This is a genomic window from Novosphingobium aureum, from assembly GCF_015865035.1.
Classification (GTDB): domain Bacteria; phylum Pseudomonadota; class Alphaproteobacteria; order Sphingomonadales; family Sphingomonadaceae; genus Novosphingobium; species Novosphingobium aureum.
Map to the genome: position 1 here is coordinate 220,755 of NZ_JADZGI010000001.1, position 21,739 is coordinate 242,493.

General features: G+C 65.5%; 16 protein-coding genes. 7 read left to right on the forward strand and 9 right to left on the reverse strand.

Annotated elements, in window-relative coordinates:
* Window positions 1-19 precede the first annotated feature (19 nt).
* The 3 genes from I5E68_RS01100 to I5E68_RS01110 all read right to left on the reverse strand — a co-directional run bounded on the left by I5E68_RS01100 (window position 20) and on the right by I5E68_RS01110 (window position 2,188).
* Window positions 20-268: a ribbon-helix-helix domain-containing protein gene (locus I5E68_RS01100; RefSeq protein ID WP_197159975.1), complete on the reverse strand. Its 249-nt coding sequence runs from the start codon at window positions 266-268 to the stop codon at window positions 20-22.
* Window positions 269-388: 120 nt separating this feature from the next.
* Entirely contained in the window at window positions 389-1,111 is a 723-nt protein-coding gene (gene phbB, locus I5E68_RS01105) for an acetoacetyl-CoA reductase (protein ID WP_197159977.1), read from the reverse strand.
* A 258-nt stretch (window positions 1,112-1,369) separates the two neighbouring features.
* A complete protein-coding gene (locus I5E68_RS01110) occupies window positions 1,370-2,188 on the reverse strand; it encodes a hypothetical protein (protein ID WP_228726749.1) in 819 nt (272 codons plus the stop codon).
* A gap of 411 nt (window positions 2,189-2,599) precedes the next feature.
* Here I5E68_RS01110 and I5E68_RS01115 point away from each other — a divergent pair, with 411 nt between their 5' ends.
* The 5 genes from I5E68_RS01115 (at window position 2,600) to I5E68_RS01135 (ending at window position 8,798) form a co-directional block, all read left to right on the forward strand.
* Entirely contained in the window at window positions 2,600-3,064 is a 465-nt protein-coding gene (locus tag I5E68_RS01115) for a DUF3576 domain-containing protein (protein WP_197159978.1), read from the forward strand.
* A gap of 93 nt (window positions 3,065-3,157) precedes the next feature.
* On the forward strand, window positions 3,158-5,671 hold the full coding sequence (gene leuS / locus I5E68_RS01120; RefSeq protein WP_197159982.1) for a leucine--tRNA ligase: 2,514 nt from the start codon (window positions 3,158-3,160) through the stop codon (window positions 5,669-5,671).
* Window positions 5,671-6,183, forward strand: coding sequence for an LPS assembly lipoprotein LptE (gene lptE, locus I5E68_RS01125; RefSeq protein ID WP_197159983.1), 513 nt, complete (start codon window positions 5,671-5,673; stop codon window positions 6,181-6,183). The genes leuS and lptE overlap by 1 nt, the downstream gene beginning before the upstream one ends.
* A gap of 16 nt (window positions 6,184-6,199) precedes the next feature.
* On the forward strand, window positions 6,200-7,240 hold the full coding sequence (gene holA / locus I5E68_RS01130) for a DNA polymerase III subunit delta (RefSeq protein ID WP_197159984.1): 1,041 nt from the start codon (window positions 6,200-6,202) through the stop codon (window positions 7,238-7,240).
* Window positions 7,241-7,397: 157 nt separating this feature from the next.
* Window positions 7,398-8,798 (forward strand): sugar transferase, encoded by a 1,401-nt coding sequence (locus I5E68_RS01135; protein ID WP_197164403.1) that lies wholly within the window; start codon window positions 7,398-7,400, stop codon window positions 8,796-8,798.
* An 85-nt stretch (window positions 8,799-8,883) separates the two neighbouring features.
* On the opposite strand, the gene I5E68_RS01140 is transcribed toward I5E68_RS01135, so the two are convergent.
* The 3 genes from I5E68_RS01140 to I5E68_RS01150 are packed head-to-tail and all read right to left on the reverse strand — an operon-like array spanning window position 8,884 to window position 10,703.
* A complete protein-coding gene (locus tag I5E68_RS01140; RefSeq protein WP_197159985.1) occupies window positions 8,884-9,405 on the reverse strand; it encodes an LptA/OstA family protein in 522 nt (173 codons plus the stop codon).
* Window positions 9,405-10,055, reverse strand: a complete 651-nt coding sequence (gene lptC, locus I5E68_RS01145) for an LPS export ABC transporter periplasmic protein LptC (protein ID WP_197159987.1) — start codon at window positions 10,053-10,055, stop codon at window positions 9,405-9,407. The genes I5E68_RS01140 and lptC overlap by 1 nt, the downstream gene beginning before the upstream one ends.
* Before the next feature lie 24 nt (window positions 10,056-10,079).
* Window positions 10,080-10,703 carry a ribonuclease D gene (locus I5E68_RS01150; RefSeq protein WP_197159989.1) on the reverse strand — a complete coding sequence of 208 codons (624 nt, stop codon included), beginning with the start codon at window positions 10,701-10,703 and terminating at the stop codon, window positions 10,080-10,082.
* A 93-nt stretch (window positions 10,704-10,796) separates the two neighbouring features.
* Between I5E68_RS01150 and I5E68_RS01155 the strand changes: the two genes are divergently transcribed.
* Both I5E68_RS01155 and I5E68_RS01160 read left to right on the forward strand, forming a co-directional pair.
* Complete coding sequence (locus tag I5E68_RS01155) at window positions 10,797-11,504, forward strand: uracil-DNA glycosylase (RefSeq protein WP_197159991.1); 708 nt, start codon at window positions 10,797-10,799, stop codon at window positions 11,502-11,504.
* Between the two features lie 103 nt (window positions 11,505-11,607).
* A complete protein-coding gene (locus I5E68_RS01160; protein WP_197159993.1) occupies window positions 11,608-13,164 on the forward strand; it encodes a catalase in 1,557 nt (518 codons plus the stop codon).
* A 104-nt stretch (window positions 13,165-13,268) separates the two neighbouring features.
* Here the strand turns inward: I5E68_RS01160 and I5E68_RS01165 are convergent, their stop codons facing one another.
* From I5E68_RS01165 to gltB, 3 genes are all read right to left on the reverse strand, one after another.
* A complete protein-coding gene (locus tag I5E68_RS01165) occupies window positions 13,269-15,080 on the reverse strand; it encodes a methyl-accepting chemotaxis protein (protein ID WP_197159994.1) in 1,812 nt (603 codons plus the stop codon).
* A gap of 240 nt (window positions 15,081-15,320) precedes the next feature.
* A complete protein-coding gene (locus I5E68_RS01170) occupies window positions 15,321-16,754 on the reverse strand; it encodes a glutamate synthase subunit beta (protein ID WP_197159995.1) in 1,434 nt (477 codons plus the stop codon).
* A gap of 20 nt (window positions 16,755-16,774) precedes the next feature.
* The gene (gltB, locus tag I5E68_RS01175; RefSeq protein WP_197159996.1) at window positions 16,775-21,415 is read right to left on the reverse strand and encodes a glutamate synthase large subunit; all 4,641 of its coding nucleotides are present in this window, start codon (window positions 21,413-21,415) and stop codon (window positions 16,775-16,777) included.
* Window positions 21,416-21,739 lie beyond the last annotated feature (324 nt).

Below are 21,739 nucleotides of genomic sequence, written 5' to 3' on the forward strand. Positions count from 1 at the left end.
GCGTCAGGCTCCGGCCCGGTCACGCCTGAGCTTCGAACGATCCCGCATTGTAGGCGAGCCAGACCCGGATCGCTCCGGCAAGACCCGGCGGGACCTCGGCCTCTAGCCGCTCGGCATCGATGCGGGCGACAAGGGCGTTGATCGGCACGCGTTCGCGTGCGGCGACGCTGCGCAGCATATCCCAGAACACCGGCTCGAGACTGATCGAGGTCTTGTGCCCGGCGATCTCGACCGAACGCTTGACCGGAGGGTGGTAGGGCGTGGTCATCACTGCGTTCCATCTGCTCCAGAAAGCAACAGGGAGCCGACGGCACTTACCCTCGGCTCCCGTGATTGCCCGTTTCGCAGCCTGCCGGAAGCTTCCGTGCAGGCTGCGTCGTATCCGAGATCAGTACATGTGCTGCCCGCCATTGATCGAGAGCGTCGAGCCGGTCACGAACTCGCCGTTCTCCGAGCACAGGAAAGCGACGCCGCGGGCGATCTCGTAGGCGTGGCCGAGGCGGCCGACGGGGATCTTGGCGACGATCTTCTCGAGCACCGGGGCCGGCACGGCGGCGACCATGTCGGTGTCGATGTAGCCCGGTGCGATGGCGTTCACGGTAACGCCATACTTGGCGCCTTCCTGTGCCAGCGCCTTGGTGAAGCCATGGATGCCGGACTTGGCAGCGGCATAGTTGACCTGGCCGTACTGCCCGGCCTGTCCGTTGACCGACCCGATGTTGACGATACGCCCCCACTTGCGTTCGCGCATGCCGGGGAAAGTCGCCTTGGCCATGTTGAAGCAGCCGCCGAGGTTGATGCGCATGACATCGTTCCAGTCCTCGAAGCTCATCTTGTGGAGCACGCCGTCGCGGGTGATGCCCGCATTGTTGACCACGATGTCGACCGGGCCGACCTCTTCGGCGACTTTCGCGACGCCAGCGAGCGTCGCCTCGTGATCGCCTACATCCCACTTGTAGGCCGCGATGCCGGTCTTCTCGGTAAAGGCCTTGGCCTTCTCGTCGTTGCCCGCGTAATTCGCAACGACGGTATGGCCGCGGTCCTTGAGGGCGAGAGAGATCGCTTCACCAATTCCCCGGGTCCCGCCGGTTACGATCGCAATACGTGCCATATCAAGCCTTTCGCTCTTTTGTGCATCCACCGTGAGCGAGGCTATGGAAGGAATGTGAAGGGAGCAAGGCTGTCCACGACCGCTTTTGCGATAAATTCACCTTAATGCGTTGCTCTATTTGCAAGCATTCTTGCAAGGTTCTGAAGTAACGAACTTTATTGCAGATGGTGAACGGCTGCCGATTGCCCGCGAATTGCCACGACAACCACTGAAATGGCTGGCGCGGCAAGGGCTTGTCCCAGAATCATGTCCCGGAAATCAGAAGCGGAACTGGGTTCCGACGTAGACGGCCTGGCTGTCCTGGCGGCCATCGGTCAGCGGCCTGAGGCGCTCGCGATCCTGTGAATAGCGTAGGCCCGCGGTGACATCGAGATTTTCGGTCAGGCGGTAGGCTCCGCTCAGGTCGACTTCGCCGGCATCGGTCACGAAAGTGCGCGGGGCGCGGCCCGGCGCACGCTTCTCGTCGATCGAGAGGCGGGTCGAGAAGCGCGAATCGTGCTCGCGCGCCTGTGTGGCCGGGGCGAGGCTGAACTTCTGCAGATCGGGCATCTCGGCGATCGAGCGACGCCGCTCGGTCTGCTGCGCGATATCCTGCGCGAAGTTCTGGTACCCGCGCGAGACGCCAAGGTTGAACGCGGTCGAGGCGATGCGCACGTGGTCCGCGTTCTTGTCGACCTTCGCCGGGACGTGCTGACCGCGCACGATGATGGACTGGGTCGCCTCGCCGTCGACGCGCACGGCCACGGTGACCGAGCGCTCGGGGCGATTGGGTGTGCCGGCGGGCGTGAAAGGGAAGGCCCGCGATCCTGCAAGCGAGCGCAGGGCAACCGCGCGCGAGAGCCCTTCGGAGGAAGACGAATCGATTCGTTCGAGCAGGCCCGTGCCCCCATCGCCGGAGCCGAAGGTGGCGCTGAAGGCCATGACCGCGCTTGGCAGGGCAAGCAGGCTGACCGACCCGGCCAGCACCGCGCCTGCACGCATGCCGCCGCGCGTGGCGGTGCTGCGTGCATCTGCTCTTGGGGTCGTGCCGCTTGCGACAGCGGCAGTCCCGGCAGTAATCGTGGCTTGCATGCCCATCGTGTGATCTCTGGCCTTGGTCACTATGCCTTCGCGTCGGCGCTCCTCATAGCACACCAGAACCTTAACGCGCCATTTGCGCTGTTTCTTGGTGATGCTGTCCTAGATAGGACGCGCTGCGCGGTTCGGCAATCCTGAGGTTTCTTGCCGGGTTTCGCAGGTCGTTTCGTGATGCCGGGCAGGGTGCGACAGGACGCGTGCGATGCCATGTTCAGGCGAGGTTTACCTGCCGGGCGCCTATTTCGCGCCGGCCTGCCGCTCGGCGTGGCCGGGCGTGATCGCGTCACGCGTCCCGGGGGCTGCGCGAAGGGCGCTCTTGCCGGGCGGGCGGTGAGGGTTATAGAGGCGTTTCATGGCACGCGCCGCCTTGGCGGACGCGGCGCCGAACTGGATTAGGAATCGGGAACGAAAATGACAGGCAGCACCAAGACCGGCCTTCTTCGCGCACGCAAGGTCGCGACCGTGACGGTATGCGCGCTCGCGGCACTGGCCGTGTCGGGCTGTGGCGGCAAGAAGAACGACCTCGCCGTCGTCGCGCCCTCGCAGGTGACCACGATCGGCGTGAACAGCTACCTGTGGCGCGCAAGCCTCGATACGCTCTCGTTCATGCCCTTGCTCCAGTCCGACAGCAGCGGCGGGGTGATCATCACCGACTGGTACGCCAATCCCAAGCAGCCGGGCGAGCGCATGAAGGTTTCGGTTGCGATTCTCGATCGCGACCTGCGCGCCGATGCGCTGCGCGTGACCGCGCTGCGTCAGATCCGCCAGGGTGCGGACTGGGTTGCAGCCCCGGTCGAGGCGGCCACCGTGCAGAAGCTCGAGGACATCATCCTGACCCGCGCGCGCGACCTGCGCCGCGATTCGGTCGGCGGCTGATCGGGCCCGACGTGACTTCGCTCCCGGCGGCGCGGCTGCCGGGAGCCTTACATTGCAAGGCGGACGCATCGCGCCGCAGGAGACCATAGAGACATGACCGAGCGGTTCGACCCGGCTCAGGCGGATACCCGCTGGCAGGCAGCGTGGGACGAAGCCCAGTGCTTCAAGGCGGACGACACCTCGACGAAGCCGCGCAGCTACGTCCTTGAGATGTTCCCGTACCCATCGGGCCGCATCCACATCGGTCACGTGCGCAACTACACGATGGGCGACGTGCTTGCGCGCTACAAGCGCATGCGCGGCCACGAGGTGCTCCACCCGATGGGCTGGGACGCCTTCGGCATGCCGGCTGAGAACGCGGCCATGGAAAAGGGCGTCCATCCGGGCGGCTGGACGCGCGACAACATCGCCAACATGAAGGCGCAGCTTAAGCGCCTGGGTTTCGCGCTCGACTGGTCGCGTGAACTGGCGACCTGCGAGCCCGAGTACTACGGGCACGAGCAGGCCCTGTTCCTCGACATGTACGCGCACGGCCTTGTCTACCGCAAGGAATCGGCGGTGAACTGGGACCCGGTCGACATGACCGTGCTCGCCAACGAGCAGGTCATCGACGGGCGCGGCTGGCGTTCGGGCGCGCTGGTCGAGAAGCGCAAGCTGAACCAGTGGTTCCTCAAGATCACCGACTTCGCCGATGAACTGCTCGAGGGGCTGGGCAGCCTCGACAAGTGGCCTGAAAAGGTCCGCACGATGCAGGAGAACTGGATCGGCAAGTCGCAAGGCCTGCAGTTCCGCTTCGACCTTTCGGACGGCGGAAACGTCGAAGTCTACTCGACCCGCCCCGACACGATCTTCGGCGCGAGCTTCGTCGCCGTCGCGGCCGATCACCCGATTGCGCAGGGCGTGGCGAAGGACAGTGCCGAGGCGCAGGACTTCATCGCCGAGTGCAAGCGCGGCGGCACCACCGCGGCCGAGCTTGAAACCGCCGAGAAGCTGGGCTTCGACACCGGCATTACCGCGAAGCACCCCTTCACCGGGGCCGAGCTGCCGGTCTTCATCGCCAACTTCGTGCTGATGGACTACGGCACCGGCGCGGTCATGGCCGTTCCGGGCCACGACCAGCGCGACTTCGAGTTCGCGACCAAGTACGAACTGCCCATCCTGCGCGTTGTCGCGGCCAAGGCTGAGGATGCCGATGCGCCCTTCGCGGGCGAGGCGGAAGCCGGGGACGGCGTGCTCGTCCACTCCGATTTCCTCAATGGCATGAGCGTGGCCGAGGCCAAGGCCGAAGTCATCCGCCGTGCCCAGGATGGCGGCTGGGGCGAAGGCAAGACGGTGTGGCGCCTGCGCGACTGGGGCATCTCGCGCCAGCGCTACTGGGGCACGCCGATCCCGTTCATTCACTGCGAGGTGTGCGGTGTGGTGCCGGTACCCAAGAAGCACCTGCCCGTCACGCTCCCCGAAGACGTCGATTTTCAGACGCCCGGCAACCCGCTCGAACGCCACCCGACCTGGAAGCACGTCGATTGCCCGCAGTGTGGCCATGCGGCGCGCCGTGAGACCGACACGCTCGACACCTTTGCCGACAGCTCGTGGTACTTCCTGCGCTTTGCCAGCCAGCCTGGCGACAAGCCCTTCGACAAGGAAGCCATCGCCAAGTGGCTCCCGGTCGAGCAGTACATCGGCGGCATCGAGCACGCGATCCTGCACTTGCTCTACGCCCGCTTCTGGACCCGCGCGCTGGCCCGCATCGGCCTTGTCGACGTGAAGGAGCCGTTTGCGAGCCTGTTCACGCAAGGCATGGTCACGCACGAGGTCTATTCGCGCAAGGAAGGCGGACGCGACGTCTACTTCGCGCCCTCCGAGATCACGCGCACGGCCGATGGCGCCACCTTGAAGGCCGACGGTTCGACCATCGAGGTCGGCAAGGTCATCAAGATGTCGAAGTCGAAGAAGAACGTGGTCGATCCCGACGAGATCGTCGCGACCTACGGCGCCGACGCGATCCGCTGGTTCATGCTGTCCGACAGCCCGCCCGAGCGCGACCTGCCCTGGTCGGAAGCCGGGATCGAGGGCTGCGCGCGCTTCGTGCAGCGCCTGTGGAGGCTCTTTGCCCAGTTCGACGCTTCGGCGGAAGGTGAGGACAAGGCGCTCGACCGCAAGCTGCACCAGACGATTGCGGCGGTGGCCGAGGACATCGAGGCATTGGGCTTCAACAAGGCCGTTGCGCGCATCTACGAGCTGACCGGCGCCATCGAGAAGGCCAAGCCTTCGGCAAGCCGCTCCACCGCGATCCGCGAACTGCTCCTGCTCATCGCGCCGATGATGCCGCACCTCGCCGAAGAAGCCTACGCCAGCTTCGGCAAGGGCCTCGTCGCCGAGGCGCTCTGGCCCGAAGTCGATCCGGCGCTGCTGGTCGAGGACGAGGTCACTATTGCGGTCCAGGTCAAGGGCAAGCTGCGTGACACGCTCACGGTCGCCAAGGGCGCCTCGAAGGAAGACCTCGAGGCGCTTGCGCTCGCCAGCGAGAAGGTCCAGCGTGCGATCGATGGTGCTGAAATCCGCAAGGTAATCGTCGTGCCTGATCGTCTGGTCAATATCGTCGCGTGATGCGCAAGGCACGCCTTCTCGCCGCTGCGCTCGCCGTTCTGGCGCTTCCCGCCTGCGGCATGCAGCCGATGTATGCCGGTGGCGGTAGCGGAGAGGTCGCGCGCGGCCTCTCTGGCATCCAGGTCTCGGCGATCGAGGGGCGTTCGGGCTGGCTGCTGCGCAATGCGCTGGTCGACCGGCTCGGGGCGAGCGGTGCGGGCGAGTCTGCGAACCCGCGCTATCGCCTCGACGTGCGCGTCGACGACCAGCTCGAGGGCTTCGGCCTGCTTTCCGACGATACCATCGGCCGCGAGCGCCGTACCTTGCGCACCCGCTACCAGCTGGTCGATCTCGAAAGCGAGGAGATCGTGCTCGATGCGACCGCCGGTTCGGACGCGGGCATCGACGTTGTCTCCTCCGACTACGCCACGATTGCCGCCGAGCAGGCCGCGCTCGAGAACCTGACCAAGGACGTGGCCAGCCGTATCGTCACCAAGATCGCGCTGCGCCTGCGCGGCGACACCAGCCAGTAAGGACCGGCGAAGGCTTGTGAAGGCAACCCAGAAGGACTTCGCCGGGCTGGCACAGCGCGCGGCGCGCGAGGCCCGCGTGTTCTTCTTCTGCGGGCCCGACGAATCGGGTGCGAGCGATGCCGCGGCCAAAATCGTCTCGCTACTCGACGATCCCGGCGAAAGAATCGAGATGGCCGGTTCCGAGCTGCGCCGCGATCCTGTCCGGCTCGGCGACGAGGCGCGCTCCACCTCGCTGTTCGGCGGTGCACGCCACATCTGGGTGCGCGCGCAGGGCGACGAGGCGCACGATGCGGTCAAGACCCTGCTCGAGAACGAGGTCGAGGGCTGCCCGGTCCTGATCGTCGCCACCTCCGCCACTGACAAGTCGCGCACCGCCAAGCTGCTCGCCACCCGCGGCGACGGCCTCGTCGCGATGTTCTATCCGCCGGACCTGTCCACCGTGACGGCTTCGGTGCGCGCGATGGCCAATGGCGCGGGGCTGAAAATGGGCAGCGAGGCGGCCGAGCGCATCGCGCGCGCCTCGGGCCTCGATACCCGCCTTGCGCGCTCCGAGGTCAACAAGCTTGCGCTCTATCTCGATGCCGCACCGGAGGCGCCCCGCCCGGTCTCGGCCGAAGCGCTCGATGCCATCGCGGCACGGACCGAGGACGACAATTTCGGACCGCTGGTCGATGCCGTGCTTTCCGGCAGGCGCAACGAGGTGGTGCCGCAGCTCCACCGCATGCACGAACTCGGCTTCAATCCGGTCGGCCTGCTTCTGACGTTCGAACGGCGCGCGGCCCAGCTCGCCGGATTGCATGCAAGATTCGGGAACCAAAGGGATCTTGGCGCGTTTCTCGACGCTGAAGGAAAAGCTCGCCGCGTCTTCTGGAAGGACAAGGCGGTCCTATCCGAACAGATGCGGATCTGGCGTGGTGCGCGACTCGAACGTCTCGTGGCACGTCTCGTGGAGATGCATCAGCAACTCCTCGCGAATAGTCAGGACGCGGAGTTGATCTTGTCGAACGGGCTGCTGGCCATAGCGAGGTCAGCAATCGGAAATGTGAAACAGCGCTAAAATGGAACACTTCGGCATAACCCCCTTTTCCAATTGCCCTGTTGTTTCATAAGAGCCTATACTTATCGCACTGCAGCACTAGACATGTTGCATTGCGGCATTCTCGCGTGTGAGGGAGGCCGTCTACGTGAAACTGGCAATAGGGAGTGCCGAGATCGTGAATGCGCCATTCGCGCCTCGTCCTGTGCTTGATCACGCCCAAGTGGCGGAAGGTCACCCGATCGCGCCCTCGCTCGAGCGGCGTCGCCTGCAGTGCTACATCGGCATCATGGTTGGCGACATGCTCGCCATTGCCCTGGCCTTCGCGCTCAGCGGCTACCTTTTCGGCGACGTTGGCGGCACCGCTCGTTCGCTGGTTCATGCCCAGGTCGTCATTCCGATCTTCCTGACCCTTGCGCTCTACAATCGCAGCTACTCGATCGAGGCGCTGCGCAACATGTGGACCGGGGTGGCACGCGCCATCGTGGCTATCGTGCTCGCGGTGGCGGTGGCTGTCTTCGTGCAGTTCCTGATCAAGCCGACTTACGGTTTCCCGCGCCTCAGCTTCAATGCCGGAAGCCTGTTCGCGCTCTTCTTCGTCAGCCTGATGCGCTACCAGATGCGCAGTCTCGTGCGCTGGCGCTGTGGCAGCGTGGTGATGAACGAGCTGGTCATCGACGATGGCGGGCCGAAGGTGAGCTTCCCCGGTTCGATCCAGATCTCGGCTGCGGCAATGGGTATCGTGCCCGACCTGCGCGACCCCAATGCCCTCGACAAGCTTGGCCTCGTGCTGCGCAACATCGACCGTGTCATCGTCAGCTGCCCGGTCGGACGCCGCGCCGAATGGGCGATGATGCTCAAGGGCGCCAACGTCGATGGCGAAGTCCTCGACGACGTCGTCGTGCGGCTCGGTGCACAGGGCGCGCGCGTGGCCGGCCAGCATGGCCTTCTGCTCGTTTCGGCAGGGCCGCTGGGGATGCGCGACCGCGCGATCAAGCGCTTGTTCGACCTCGCCTTCGCGGGCTCGGCGATCCTCGCGCTCTCGCCGCTGCTGATCGTGGTGGCGCTGGCGGTGAAGCTCTATGACCGTGGGCCGGTGTTCTTCGTCCAGCGCCGCATGGGGCGCGGCAACCGCTTCTTCAACATGTACAAGTTCCGCTCGATGACGCAGGACCTGTGCGACGCGGACGGCAACCAGTCGGCCTCCAAGGACGACAAGCGCATCACCCCCATCGGCAAGTTCATCCGCAAGACCAGCATCGACGAACTGCCGCAGCTGTTCAACGTGCTCCTGGGCGACATGAGCCTCGTCGGCCCGCGTCCCCACGCGACCGGCTCGCTTGCCGGTGAGAAGCTGTTCTGGGAAGTCGATCTGCGTTACTGGCAGCGCCACTCGCTCAAGCCGGGTCTTTCCGGCCTTGCGCAGGTTCGTGGCTATCGCGGTGCTACCGACCACGAATCGGATCTGGTCAATCGCCTGCAGTCCGATCTCGAGTATCTCGAGGGCTGGACGATTATGCGCGACATCCAGATCATCTTCCTGACGCTGCGCGTACTGGTACACGACCGCGCGTTCTGATCGGGGACGCATTCGTCACGAAAAAGGGGCGCCTGTCCAAGACAGGCGCCCCTTTTTCGTGGCTGGCTGCCAGAACTGATCCGGCTCAGTCGTTCTTGGGCACGCTGAAGGTACCCGAGACACGCCCGCCGGACGCTGCCGAGACACCGCTCTTGAGGTCGATCACGAAGCGGCCGCCGCGCAGGGTGTCGCTACCGCGCTTGAGCGAGGCATTGCCCACCATCGTGATGATGCGCTTGTTGAAGTCGTAGATCGCGACGTCGCCGGTCGCCACTTCGTTGGCGCGAGTCACGCGCACGCCGCCGCTGGCGGTGATGCGCTGGAGCTGCAGCGAAGAGGCATTGGTGAAGTTGACGATAGTGCGTGCGGCAGTCAGGCGCAGGTCGGACTGCTTGATATCGACGTTGCCGGTCAGCACCACGCGGTTCTGCTTTTCCTGCAGCTCGATGCGGTCCGCGGCATAGTCGACCGGGGCATTGGTGTTATGCCCGGAGATTGCCTGTGCCTCGCCGCGTCCTGCGCTGAAAAGCGCACCGGAAGCGGCGAGCACGAGCCCGGCCGAGAGAAGGGCTGCCCGGAAGGTGACGCGGTGCGGACGGGGCGACATTATTGGGGAATCCTCAGCTTGCTCCCGGGCGTCATGCGCAGCCGGGCATTGCCATCCAGGGTGACTGTGCGCTCTTCGAGGTCAGCCTTCATCGTATCGGCCTTGAAGGTACCGCTGGGCACCGCGCCCTCGACGCCGCCCGATCCTTGCGCGGTGCGCGCGCCGATGTCGATGGTGACGTTGTTGGTGGTCATGCGGTAGCCGTCGCTGGCGGAGAAATCGACCGGTCCGTCGACGTCGATCTCTTCCTTGTTGTAATCGTAGCGCCCCTTGGGCGCGACGATTTTGGCGGGGCCGTCGTTGAGCGCCATGCGTGCATCGAGGTCGAACATCTCGACCACCGGAATCGCGGCGGTCTTCTGCACGGCAGTGCCCGCAGTGACCACGAAGGCGCGGTTCTTGTTGTCCTTGCCGCGATAGGCGGCATCGTCGACGGCGAGGCGCTCGCCAGTGACGGCGACCTTGTTGCGGTCGAGCAGGAAGCTGATCTCGCCGCGCGGGCTGAGCGGGACGAGCACCATGACCGCCGCGATCACGCCGATCGCGGTGGGCAGGGCCTTGCCGAGGAAGGCGACCAGCCGGTCATGCGATCCGCCCGGCGCCGCGAAGTGGCGGCGGCGGTTGCGGATCTGGGTGGCTTCCTGCGACATGGTCGTTCAGACGTGCCGGGCCGGTCAGGCCGCTTCGTGGCTGAAGATGTCGTGGTCGGGCCAGCCGGCGATGTCCAGCCGCGCGCGCGTGGGCAGGAAGTCGAAGCAGGCCTGCGCCATCTCGGTGCGCTTCTCGCGCTCGAGGCGCTCGACGAGGACGGCGTGCATCGCGTGCAGGTGGCGCACGTCGGATGCCGCGTAGTCTTGCTGCGCGTCGGTCAGCACGGGCGCACCCCAGTCGCTCGACTGCTGCTGCTTGGACACTTCCTTGCCGAGCAGTTCGCGCACGAGTTCCTTGAGGCCGTGGCGGTCGGTGTAGGTGCGCACCAGCTTGCTCGCGATCTTGGTGCAGAACACCGGCGCGGCCATCACGCCAAGGTAGTACTCGATCGCCGCGAGATCGAAGCGCGCGAAGTGATAGAGCTTGAGGCGTTCGGGATCGGCGAGCACGGCCTTGAGGTTGGGCGCGGCATAGTCGCTGCCCGGCGCAAAGCGCACGAGATGCTCGTCGCCCTGTCCGTCGGAGATCTGGACCACGCAGAGGCGGTCGCGGCGGGTGATCAGCCCCATCGTCTCGGTGTCGACGGCGATGGGCCCGGGCGCAAGCACGCCCTCGGGAAGATCTTCTTCGTGGAGATAGACAGCCATGGTCTGCAAGTGCTTAGGGACTGGGCGAGGCGAGTGCAATGGTTGGCTCGCGCGCATGCGCCATCGCGCGCGCGTTTCACGGCGGAGATGGTCATGGCGGCAACAGGTGGAGAAGCCGGAGCAGCCACGGCGCTGAGAGTGCCTGCTCCTTGGCGCGAGGCCCTGTCCTCGGTCCTCGCGAGCCCCGGCCTTGCCGATCTGGCCGAGCGCCTCGCGCGCGAGGAGGCGGCAGGCTCCACGGTATTTCCACCGCCCGGGAAGCGCATGCGCGCGCTCGAGCTGACGAGCCCCGAGTCGGTGCGCGTGGTGATCCTGGGGCAGGACCCCTACCACGGCGCGGGGCAGGCGCACGGGCTGGCCTTCTCGGTGCCTCATGGGATCAAGGTGCCGCCCTCGCTGGTCAACATCTACAAGGAGCTGGCGAGCGACCTCGGCATCGTGCGCCCGGACCATGGCAATCTCGAGCATTGGGCGCGTCAGGGCGTGCTGCTGCTCAACAATGCGCTGACCGTTGCCGAAGGGCAGGCGGGATCGCACCGCACCTACGGCTGGGAGCCGTTCACCGACGCGGTCGTCGCGGCGGTGGCGGCAAGCGCGCAGCCGGTCGTGTTCATGCTCTGGGGCAGTCATGCCCAGGCCAAGGCGGCCCGGATCGACGATCTGGCGCGCGGACCGCATCTGGTGCTCGAATCGCCCCATCCCAGCCCGCTGTCGGCCCGTCGCGGCTTCTTCGGTTGCCGACACTTCAGCCGCGCCAACGAATTCCTCGACTTGCACGGGCGTGGCCGGATCGATTGGTAAAACCGATTCCAGAAATCGGGACTCATCCCGATGGTGCTCGGAACCCGGGGCAGTCAGGCTGCATTTCGTCTGCAAGGAAATAAACTGCGACGAGGATAGAGCCATGGCCGACAAGCCCACCCTGACCACCAGCGCCGGCGCCCCGGTACCGAGCAACGAACATTCGCTGACGGCGGGGCAGCGCGGCCCGGTGCTGATGCAGGACTATCAGCTGCTCGAGAAGCTGGCGCACCAGAACCGCGAGCGTATCCCCGAGCGCACCGTCCACGCCAAGGGTTGGGGGCTGCAGGGTACCTTCACGGTGACCAAGGACATCACCAGGTACACCTGCGCCAAGCTCTTCTCGGAGATCGGCAAGAAGACCGAGGTGCTCTCGCGCTGGTCGACCGTCGCCGGTGAGGCGGGCGCGGCAGATGCCGAGCGCGACGTGCGCGGCTTCAGCCTCAAGTTCTACACCGAGGACGGCAATTGGGACATGGTCGGCAACAACACGCCGGTCTTCTTCGTGCGCGATGCCTACAAGTTCCCCGACTTCATCCACACGCAAAAGCGCCATCCCAAGACCAACCTGCGCAGCCCCGAGGCGATGTTCGACTTCTGGGCCGCTCAGCCCGAGTGCGTTCATCAGGTGACGATCCTCATGTCGGATCGCGGCATTCCCAAGAATCCGATGCACATGAACGGCTATGGCAGCCACACCTTCTCGATGTGGAACGAGGCCGGCGAGCGCTTCTGGGTGAAGTTCCACTTCAAGACCCAGCAGGGCCACAAGTTCTATACCAACGCGGACTCGGAAAAGCTGATCGGCAAGACCCGCGAGAGCTACCAGGAAGACCTCTATAACGCGATCGAGAACGGCGAATTCCCCAAGTGGACGCTGTTCATCCAGGTCATGCCCGAGGAGGACGCGCTCAAGACGCCGTACAACCCCTTCGACCTGACCAAGGTCTGGCCGCACGGCGATTACCCGCTGATCGAGGTGGGTGAGCTGGAAATGCACACCAATCCGGAAAACTACTTCCAGATGGTCGAGAACGCGGCTTTCAGCCCGTCGAACATCGTGCCGGGCATCTCGTTCTCGCCCGACAAGATGCTGCAGGCGCGCGTGTTCTCCTATGCAGACGCGCACCGCTATCGCCTTGGCACGCACTACGAGGCACTGCCCGCCAATGCCCCGAAGGCTGCTCAGGTGAACCATTACCACAAGGATGGTTCGATGCGCTTCTTCACCAACGACTTCGGCAATCCCGACGCCTACTACGAGCCCAACCAGTATGAAGGCCCGGTCGCCGATGCCTCGGTGCAGGAACCGCCGCTGCGTATCGATGGCGACATGAACCGTTACGGCAATGCACAGGAAGTCGATGACTACACCCAGCCGCGTGCGCTCTACGAGATGTTCTCGGACGAGCAGAAGCAGCGCCTCTACAGCAATTACGCGGCGGCCATGGGCCCGGTCTCGCAGGGCGTGAAGGAGCGCTGGTACGCAGTGCTCGAGAAGGTCCACCCCGAGTACGCCGCCGGTGTGCGCAAGGCCTGTGAGGCGATGGATTCGGACGTCAACGCGGTGCCGATCACCAGCGAGACCCCGACCGACGCCGAGGATCGCAACACTGCGCCCGACACGGTCAAGGCGCACGACGAGGTGCCGGCCAAGTAAGCTGCGCCGGGACCTCGTCGGGTCCCGACCACGATACGCTTAGTAAAAGGGCGTCGCTTGTAACCGGCACCGGGTGCCGGGGAAGCGACGCCCTTTTTCGTATCTCAGGCCGCCGCGCTCATTCCTGCCTCGATTTCTGCCGTTCCCACTGCGCTGGAACGCCGCATGTGGTTGGCTTCCCCGCTATCCGTGCCGCTGGTGACGGGGCGGGCTTCGCGCATTCGGGTGCGGAAGCTTGAGGTCAGCGTGGATAGGCTGGTGGCCTCGCCCTCGAGATTGCGGGTTGCCGCAGTGGTCTGTTCGACCATGGCCGCGTTCTGCTGGGTCATGCGGTCCATCTCGCCAATGGCGGTGTTGACCTGTTCGAGATCGGCCGACTGTTCGCGTGTGGAGCGGGCCATGTCGGCCACCAGTTGCTGCAGGCCGGAGACACGCTCGACGATGACGGCGAGGCTCTCGCCGGTCTGACCCACGAGCGAAACTCCCTCTCCGACCTGCGCCGCGCTGCGCGTGATCAACTGCTTGATCTGGTTGGCGGCCTCGGCCGAGCGCTGGGCCAGTGCGCGCACTTCGGTTGCGACCACGGCAAAGCCCTTGCCTGCCTCGCCGGCCCTTGCTGCCTCCACTCCCGCATTGAGCGCGAGCAGGTTGGTCTGGAAGGCGATTGAATCGATCAGGTCGATGATCGAGGATATCTCCTTGGCCGAGGAATCGATTGCGGCCATTGCCGCAACCGCGTCGCGGACCACGTTGCCGCCTTCAGAAGCCGCGTCATGGGCGTCGTTGATGGCCTCGTGTGCCTCGCTCGCGGCCCGCGCAGAACCCTGGATGCGGCCGGTGACCTGTCCGAGCGCAGCCGCGGTTTCCTCGAGGCTTGCGGCCTGCTGCTGGTTGCGACGTGCCAGATCGTCGGCCCCGGCGCGGATTTCGCTGATCGCGTTCATCACGCTTCCCGCGCCCACGCGCACCGTGCCCATGGCCCGGCACAGCGCGGTCACCGCCTCGTTGTAGTTGCTGCGCAAGGCCTCGTAATCTTCAGAAAATTCCTCGCAGATGCGATGTTCGAGGTCCTTCTCCGCGAGTTTGCGCAGCCCGACCGAGAGCCTCTCGACGACCCGGCGATGTTCTTCCTCGGTGGCAGCCTTTTCGATACCCGCCTTGCGAAAGACGTCCATCGAGCGGGCCATGGTGCCGAATTCGTCGGTCCGGGAGGTGCCCTCGATCGTGATGTCGTAGTCGCCTTCGCCAAGACAGCCGATGGTGCGGCTGGTCTGTTCGAGCGGTTCGATCACCTTGCGCTCGATCTGCCGGGTCGCCCAGCGCAGGGCGCCGACCAGCAGCAGCGCCATCAGTGCGCTGGCGACGAGGCAGGCGAGCACGATCCACGAATCGCGCTGCATCTCGGCCTCGGTATAGGCACGCGAGAGCGCGACCAGCTTGAGCACTTCCTTGTGCTGCAATTCGTAGAGGTGGCTGATCTGCCTGACGTGAATCCAGTACATGGCATCGCGGTCACGCGCCTTCGCCGCAACCGTGAAGGGCCCGTCGACCACTCGCCAGAACTCGTCGGCGAAGAACACCACCCGGTCGAGTTGCTGCTGGATGTCGTCCGGCAGCGGGGTCCTGGCCCAGTAGTCGCGTCTTTGGCGAAAGTCCTGCTCCAGCGCGCGCAGGTGGGCGAGCGCCCGCTTGGTGTCATTGGTGTTTTCAGTGGCCAGGGTAGTCTCCAGATAGGGTTCGACGACGAAGGCCGGCGGGGGCAGGATGTCGGCGAGCATTTCGTTCTGGAGGGCATGCTTGCGCTCGATCGGTCCGCCGAAGCGCAGCTGGTAGAGTACGAAGCCGGTCAGCAGCACCGCCGCGATCACGAGCGCGGTCAGCAGGCGGGCGCCGCGAAGGGTCTGGTCCTTGATCATCGCGGCTCCTTGGCTGGCCGGGAATACGAGAAGCGCCCGGGCTAACAGGACAAGGTGAAACCGCGCGCAAGGCCGCGCCAATTGGAAATACCTAGGGGAACGGCGAGGAGGGGGGCTCCAGTGATAGCTGCCATCGAGGTGGCATGAAGGCAGGTTCGCTCGCTCCCTCCCCCGTTGGCATGACAAAAAAAGGGGCGCCGTGAAGCGCCCCTTTCCTCAATCTGCGTGGTGACCGACGGCTCAGCGCGGCAGTTCGCTCACGCCCATCAGCATCTCGTCGACCGCGCGGGCGCACTGGCGGCCCTCGCGGATCGCCCAGACGACGAGGCTCTGGCCACGGCGCATGTCGCCGCAGGCCCAGATCTTCTCATCCGAGGTCTGGTAGACGTTGGTGTCCGCCTTGACGTTGCCGCGTGCATCGAGCTCGACGCCGGCCTGGTCGAGCATGCCTGCCTTCTTCGGACCGACGAAGCCCATGGCGAGCAGGATGAGGTCTGCCTCGAGCGTGAACTCGCTGCCCTCGACCTCGTGCATGCGACCGTCCTTCCACTCGACGCGCACGCATTCGAGACCCTTGACGTCGTTGTCGCCGACCACGCGCTTGGTCAGCACGGCCCAGTCGCGGGTCGCGCCTTCCTCGTGGCTGGACGAGGTGCGCAGCTTGAGCGGCCAGAACGGCCAGGACATGCCCTTGTCCTCGTGGACCGGGGGCTTGGGCATGATCTCGAGCTGGGTCACCGACTTGGCGCCCTGACGGTTCGAGGTGCCCACGCAGTCCGAACCGGTGTCGCCGCCGCCGATGACGATGACGTTCTTGCCGGTCGCGGTGAGCGAGCCGCGCGGCGCGGCGCGCATTTCGTCGTCGCCCGCGTTGCGCTTGTTCTGCTGGGTCAGGAATTCCATCGCCAGGCGCACGCCGGGCAGTTCGGAACCGGGAATGCCGAGCTTGCGGGCATCCTCTGCGCCACCGGCAAAGACGATCGCGTCGTAGTTGTCCTTGAGCGAGCTCACCGAGACGTTCACGCCGACCTCGGTCGAGGTCTTGAAGGTCACCCCTTCCGCTTCCATCTGCGCGGCGCGGCGGTTGATGAGGTGCTTCTCCATCTTGAAGTCAGGGATGCCGTAGCGCATCAGCCCGCCGACGCGGTCGTTCTTCTCGAAGACGGTGACCGAGTGACCCGCGCGTGCCAGCTGCTGCGCGCAGGCGAGCCCCGCCGGGCCCGAGCCGACCACCGCCACGGTGCGGCCGGTACGGTGCGCGGGGATGCGCGGCGTGATCCAGCCTTCCGACCAGCCCTTGTCGACGATGGCGCATTCGATCGACTTGATCGTCACCGGCTCGTCGATGATGTTCAGCGTGCAGGCCGCCTCGCACGGTGCGGGGCAGATGCGGCCGGTGAACTCGGGGAAGTTGTTGGTCGAGTGGAGGACTTCCAGCGCGTTGCGGAAGTCGTCCTCGTAGACCAGGTGGTTCCAGTCGGGGATGATGTTGTTGACCGGACAGCCGGTGTGACAGTGCGGCACGCCGCAGTTCATGCAGCGCGAGGCTTGATCCTTGAGGACCTCCTTGCTCAGCGGGACCACGAATTCCTTGTAGTCCTTGAGGCGCTCCTCGACCGGCCCGTAGGTGCGGTCCTGGCGGTCAAGCTCGAGAAAGCCGGTTTCCTTGCCCATATCCTGATATTCCTTCGAACTTATTCTGCGGCCACGGAAGCGGCTTCGAGCCGCTCGGCTTCCATCTGCTTGAGCGCGCGGGCGTAGTCGCGCGGCATCACCTTGACGAACTTGCCGAGAGCGGCGTCGAAGTCGTCGAGCAGGGCGCGGGCGCGCTTGCTGCCGGTGTGCAGGTGGTGGCGTTCGAGCAGAACGCGCAGGCGCTCCGCATCGTGGCGCAGCATGTCACCCATGCCCAGGTCGTTGACGCTGACCGTACGCTGCTGCGGACGGCCGGTGCCCTCGTCCTCGTCCGCCTCGGCGGAAATCCTGACGAGGTCGACCATCGCCGGGTTGCACAGCTTCTCGAACTGGCCGTCCTCGTCGTAGACGTAGGCGACACCGCCCGACATGCCCGCCGCGAAGTTGCGCCCGGTCTTGCCGAGAACGGTGACGACACCGCCGGTCATGTATTCGCAGCCGTGGTCACCGCAGCCCTCGACGACGGTGATCGCGCCGGAGTTGCGGACCGCGAAACGCTCGCCCGCGACGCCGTTGAAGAACGCCTCGCCCGAGACCGCGCCGTAGAGCACGGTGTTGCCGACGATGATGTTCTGCGTGGGCTCGCGATCGACGTGCCCCGGCTGGCGCACGATGATGCGGCCACCCGACAGACCCTTGCCGACGTAGTCGTTGGCATCGCCGGTGAGGTCTAGCGTGACACCGTGCGCGAGCCAGGCGCCGAAGCTCTGGCCGGCGACGCCGGTGAGCGTGACGTGGATCGTGTTGTCGGGCAGGCCCTCGTGACCGTAGCGCTTGGCGACCTCGCCCGAGAGCATGGCGCCGACGGTGCGGTTGACGTTGATCACCGGCTCCTCGATGCGCACGGCCTCGCCCTTTTCGAGCGCGGCGGCCGAGGCTTCGATCAGCACGTTGTCGAGCGCGCCCTCGAGGCCGTGCTCCTGCGTGCCCGACCAGTTGAGCGAGGGACCATCGCCCAGCGGTGCCTGGTAGAGCACCTTGGAGAGGTCGACGCCCTTGGCCTTCCAGTGGGTGATCGCCTTCTTCATGTCGAGCTTGTCGACGCGTCCGACCATCTCGGCGAGGGTGCGGAAGCCCAGCTCGGCCATGATCGCGCGCAGTTCCTCGGCGACGAAGAAGAAGTAGTTGATCACATGCTCGGGCTGGCCGGTGAAGCGGGCGCGCAGGACGGGGTCCTGCGTCGCGACGCCGACCGGGCAGGTGTTGAGGTGGCACTTGCGCATCATGATGCAGCCCGCCGCAATCAGCGGCGCGGTGGCGAAGCCGAACTCGTCGGCACCCAGCAGGGCGGCGACGGCGACGTCACGACCGGTGCGCAGGCCACCGTCGGCCTGCACGCAGATGCGCGAGCGCAGGTTGTTGAGCAGCAGGGTCTGCTGGGTCTCGGCAAGGCCGATCTCCCAGGGCGAACCCGCGTGCGTCAGCGAGGTCAGCGGCGAAGCGCCTGTACCGCCCTCGTAGCCCGAGATGGTGACGTGGTCGGCGCGTGCCTTGGAAACGCCCGCAGCGACCGTACCGACGCCCACTTCGGACACCAGCTTGACCGAGACGCGGCTGCCCGGGTTCACGTTCTTGAGATCGTGAATGAGCTGCGCGAGGTCCTCGATCGAGTAGATGTCGTGGTGCGGCGGCGGCGAGATCAGGCCCACGCCCGGGGTCGAGTGACGGGTCTTGCCGATCACCTTGTCGACCTTGTGGCCGGGCAGCTGGCCGCCTTCGCCGGGCTTTGCACCCTGAGCCATCTTGATCTGGATGTCGTCGGCGTTGACGAGGTACTCGGTGGTGACGCCGAAGCGGCCCGAGGCGACCTGCTTGATCGAGGAACGCAGGTTGCTGCCGTCTTCCATCGGCTTGAAGCGGCGCGGATCCTCGCCGCCTTCACCGGTGTTCGACTTGCCGCCGATCTGGTTCATCGCCGAGGCAAGCGTGGTATGCGCCTCCCACGAGATCGAGCCGTAGCTCATCGCGCCGGTGGCGAAGCGCTTGACGATCTCGCTGGCGGGCTCGACTTCCTCGATGGGGATCGCGGTCTCGGCCGGAACGAAGTCCATCAGCCCGCGGATGGTGAGCATACGGGTCGACTGGTCGTTGATCGTCTCGGCGAAGGCCTTGTACTTCTCGGGTACGTTGCCGCGAACCGCGTGCTGCAGGTTGCCGATGTTCTCGCTGGTCCAGGCGTGCTCCTCGCCGCGCACGCGCGAGCCGTAGATGCCGCCCACGTCGAGCATGTTGGCGTAGATCGGGTTCTCGCCATAGGCCGCCGAGTGGCGACGCACGGTCTCCTGCGCGATCTCGAGCAGGCCAGCGCCCTCGATCGAGGTCGCGGTGCCCGAGAAGAAGCGTTCGATGAAATCGCTCGAGAGGCCGACCGCGTCGAAGATCTGCGCGCCGCAGTACGACTGGTAGGTCGAGATGCCCATCTTGGACATGACCTTGCGGATGCCCTTGCCGACCGCATAGACGTAGTTCTTGGCAGCCTGCTCCGCCGAGATCGGCAGGTTCTTGCGGGTGCGGATCTCTTCGATCGTCTCGAAGGCGACGTAGGGGTTGATCGCTTCGGCGCCATAGCCCGCGAGTGCGCAGAAGTGCTGGACTTCACGCGCTTCGCCGGTTTCCACGACGAGGCCGGTCTGCATGCGCAAGCCCTGACGCACGAGGTGCTGGTGCACTGCCGAGGTGGCGAGCAGGGCGGGCATCGGGATGCGGTCGGGGCCCTGTGCGCGGTCGGACAGGATCAGGATGTTCTTGTCCGCGAGCACGGCCTCGGTCGCGGCCCAGCACATTTCCTTGAGCGCCATCTCGAGGCCCTCGGCGCCGGTCTCGGCATCCCAGGTGATGTCGATGGTCTCGGTGCGGAAGGCGCCGTCGAGCGCGGCCTCGACCGAACGGATCTTGGCAAGGCCAAGGTCGGTGAGGATCGGCTGGCTGGCCTCGAGGCGCTTGTGCGTGCCGGCATCGTGACCCAGCAGGTTCGGGCGCGGGCCGATCATGGTGACCAGGCTCATCACCAGTTCCTCGCGGATCGGGTCGATCGGCGGATTGGTGACCTGCGCGAAGTTCTGCTTGAAGTAGTCGTAGAGCAGGCGGGCCTTGTTCGACAGCACCGGGATCGGGGTGTCGGTGCCCATCGAGCCGAGCGGATCGTCGGCGTTCATCGCCATCGGCTCGAGGAAGCGCTGGGTGTCTTCCTGAGTGTAGCCGAAGGCCTGCTGGCGATCGAGCAGGGTGCCGGTGGCGGCGGGCAGCTCGGCCAGTTCGGGTTCGATCACGTCGAGGTCGGCGAGGTTGTACTGGGCCTTCTCGAGCCACTTCTCGTAGGGCTCTTCCTCGGCGAGCGAGGCCTTGATTTCCTCGTCCTCGATGATGCGGCCCTCGTCGAAGTCGATCAGCAGCATGCGGCCGGGCTGGAGACGCCACTTGCGCACGATGTTGTCTTCCTTGATCGGAAGCACGCCGCTTTCCGAGGCCATGACGCAGATGTCGTCGTCGGTGACGAGGAAGCGCGCGGGGCGCAGACCGTTACGGTCGAGCGTCGCGCCGATCTGGCGACCGTCGGTGAAGGCGACCGCGGCGGGGCCGTCCCAGGGCTCCATCAGCGCTGCGTGGTATTCGTAGAAGGCGCGGCGCTTGGCATCCATCAGCGGGTTGCCGGCCCATGCCTCGGGGATGAGGATCATCATCGCGTGGGCAAGGCTGTAACCGCCCGCGAGCAGCAGCTCGAAGGCGTTGTCGAGGCAGGCGGTGTCCGACTGGCCGTGCGGGATCAGCGGCCACATCTTGTCGAGGTCGGCGCCCAGCAGGTCGCTTTCCATGGTGCGGCGGCGCGCGTTCATCCAGTTCACGTTGCCGCGAACGGTGTTGATCTCGCCGTTGTGCGCCATGAAGCGGAACGGGTGCGCCAGCTTCCAGCTCGGGAAGGTGTTGGTCGAGAAGCGCTGGTGGACGAGGCCGAGCGCGGCGACGAAGTCGGGGTTGCGCAGGTCGTCGTAGAACGAGCCGACCTGGGTCGCGAGCAGCAGGCCCTTGTAGACGATCGTGCGGCTCGAGAAGCTGGGCATGTAGAGCTCGGTGAGCCCGGGCAGGCCGTGCTTCTCCGCCTGTGCGGCGAGCGGGTTCTGGGTCTGCTTGCGGATCACCAGCAGCTTGCGCTCGAATGCGTCCTGGTCGGCGCAGTTCTCGCCGCGCGCGATCACGCACTGGCGGATCACCGGCATCGATTCGATGACCGTCTTGCCCAGGCCGTCGAGCGTGACCGGCACGTCGCGCCAGCCCACGAGGCTCTGGCCTTCCTTGGCGATGAACTTCTCGAAGGTCGAGGTCACGAACTCGCGCGAGGCATCGTCGCGCGGCAGGAAGCACATTGCGACGGCATAGTCGCCCGGCTGGGGCAGGGTCAGGCCCTCGCCCTCGGCCCACTGGCGCAGCAGCTTGTCGGGGATCTGCGTCAGGATGCCCGCACCGTCACCCAGCAGCGGGTCGGCGCCCACCGCACCGCGGTGGTCGATGTTTTTCAAAATCTCCAGGGCCTGCGTAATGATGGCGTGGCTTTTCTCGCCCTTGATGTGGGCTACGAAGCCGACACCGCAGGAGTCATGTTCATTGCGCGCATTGTAAAGGCCCTGGGGCTTAGGAAATCCCATCGATAGTAATCCATCCTGTCGTTTTTTCGGGGGCTCACGACCACGCATCACCGACACGCGCACGAATCGCGCGTCGCCAAGCGCGACTTTGTGACCCCAAGCGCCCCCATGACGATTGAACGGCGATTTTGCAACTGCAATGGAGCCGGTCGGGCAGGAAAATACCAATTGACAGGCCAATTTTGGGTATTTTGTTATCCGCCGGGCGGCTTTTCGTGCGCTCTGTGTATTTTATACCGATTATGGGCTTCGTGATTGTCCGCGAAGCGAACATGCGAAAAGGCCCCGGACGTGCGCTTGGTCACGTCCGGGGCCCGATCCTGT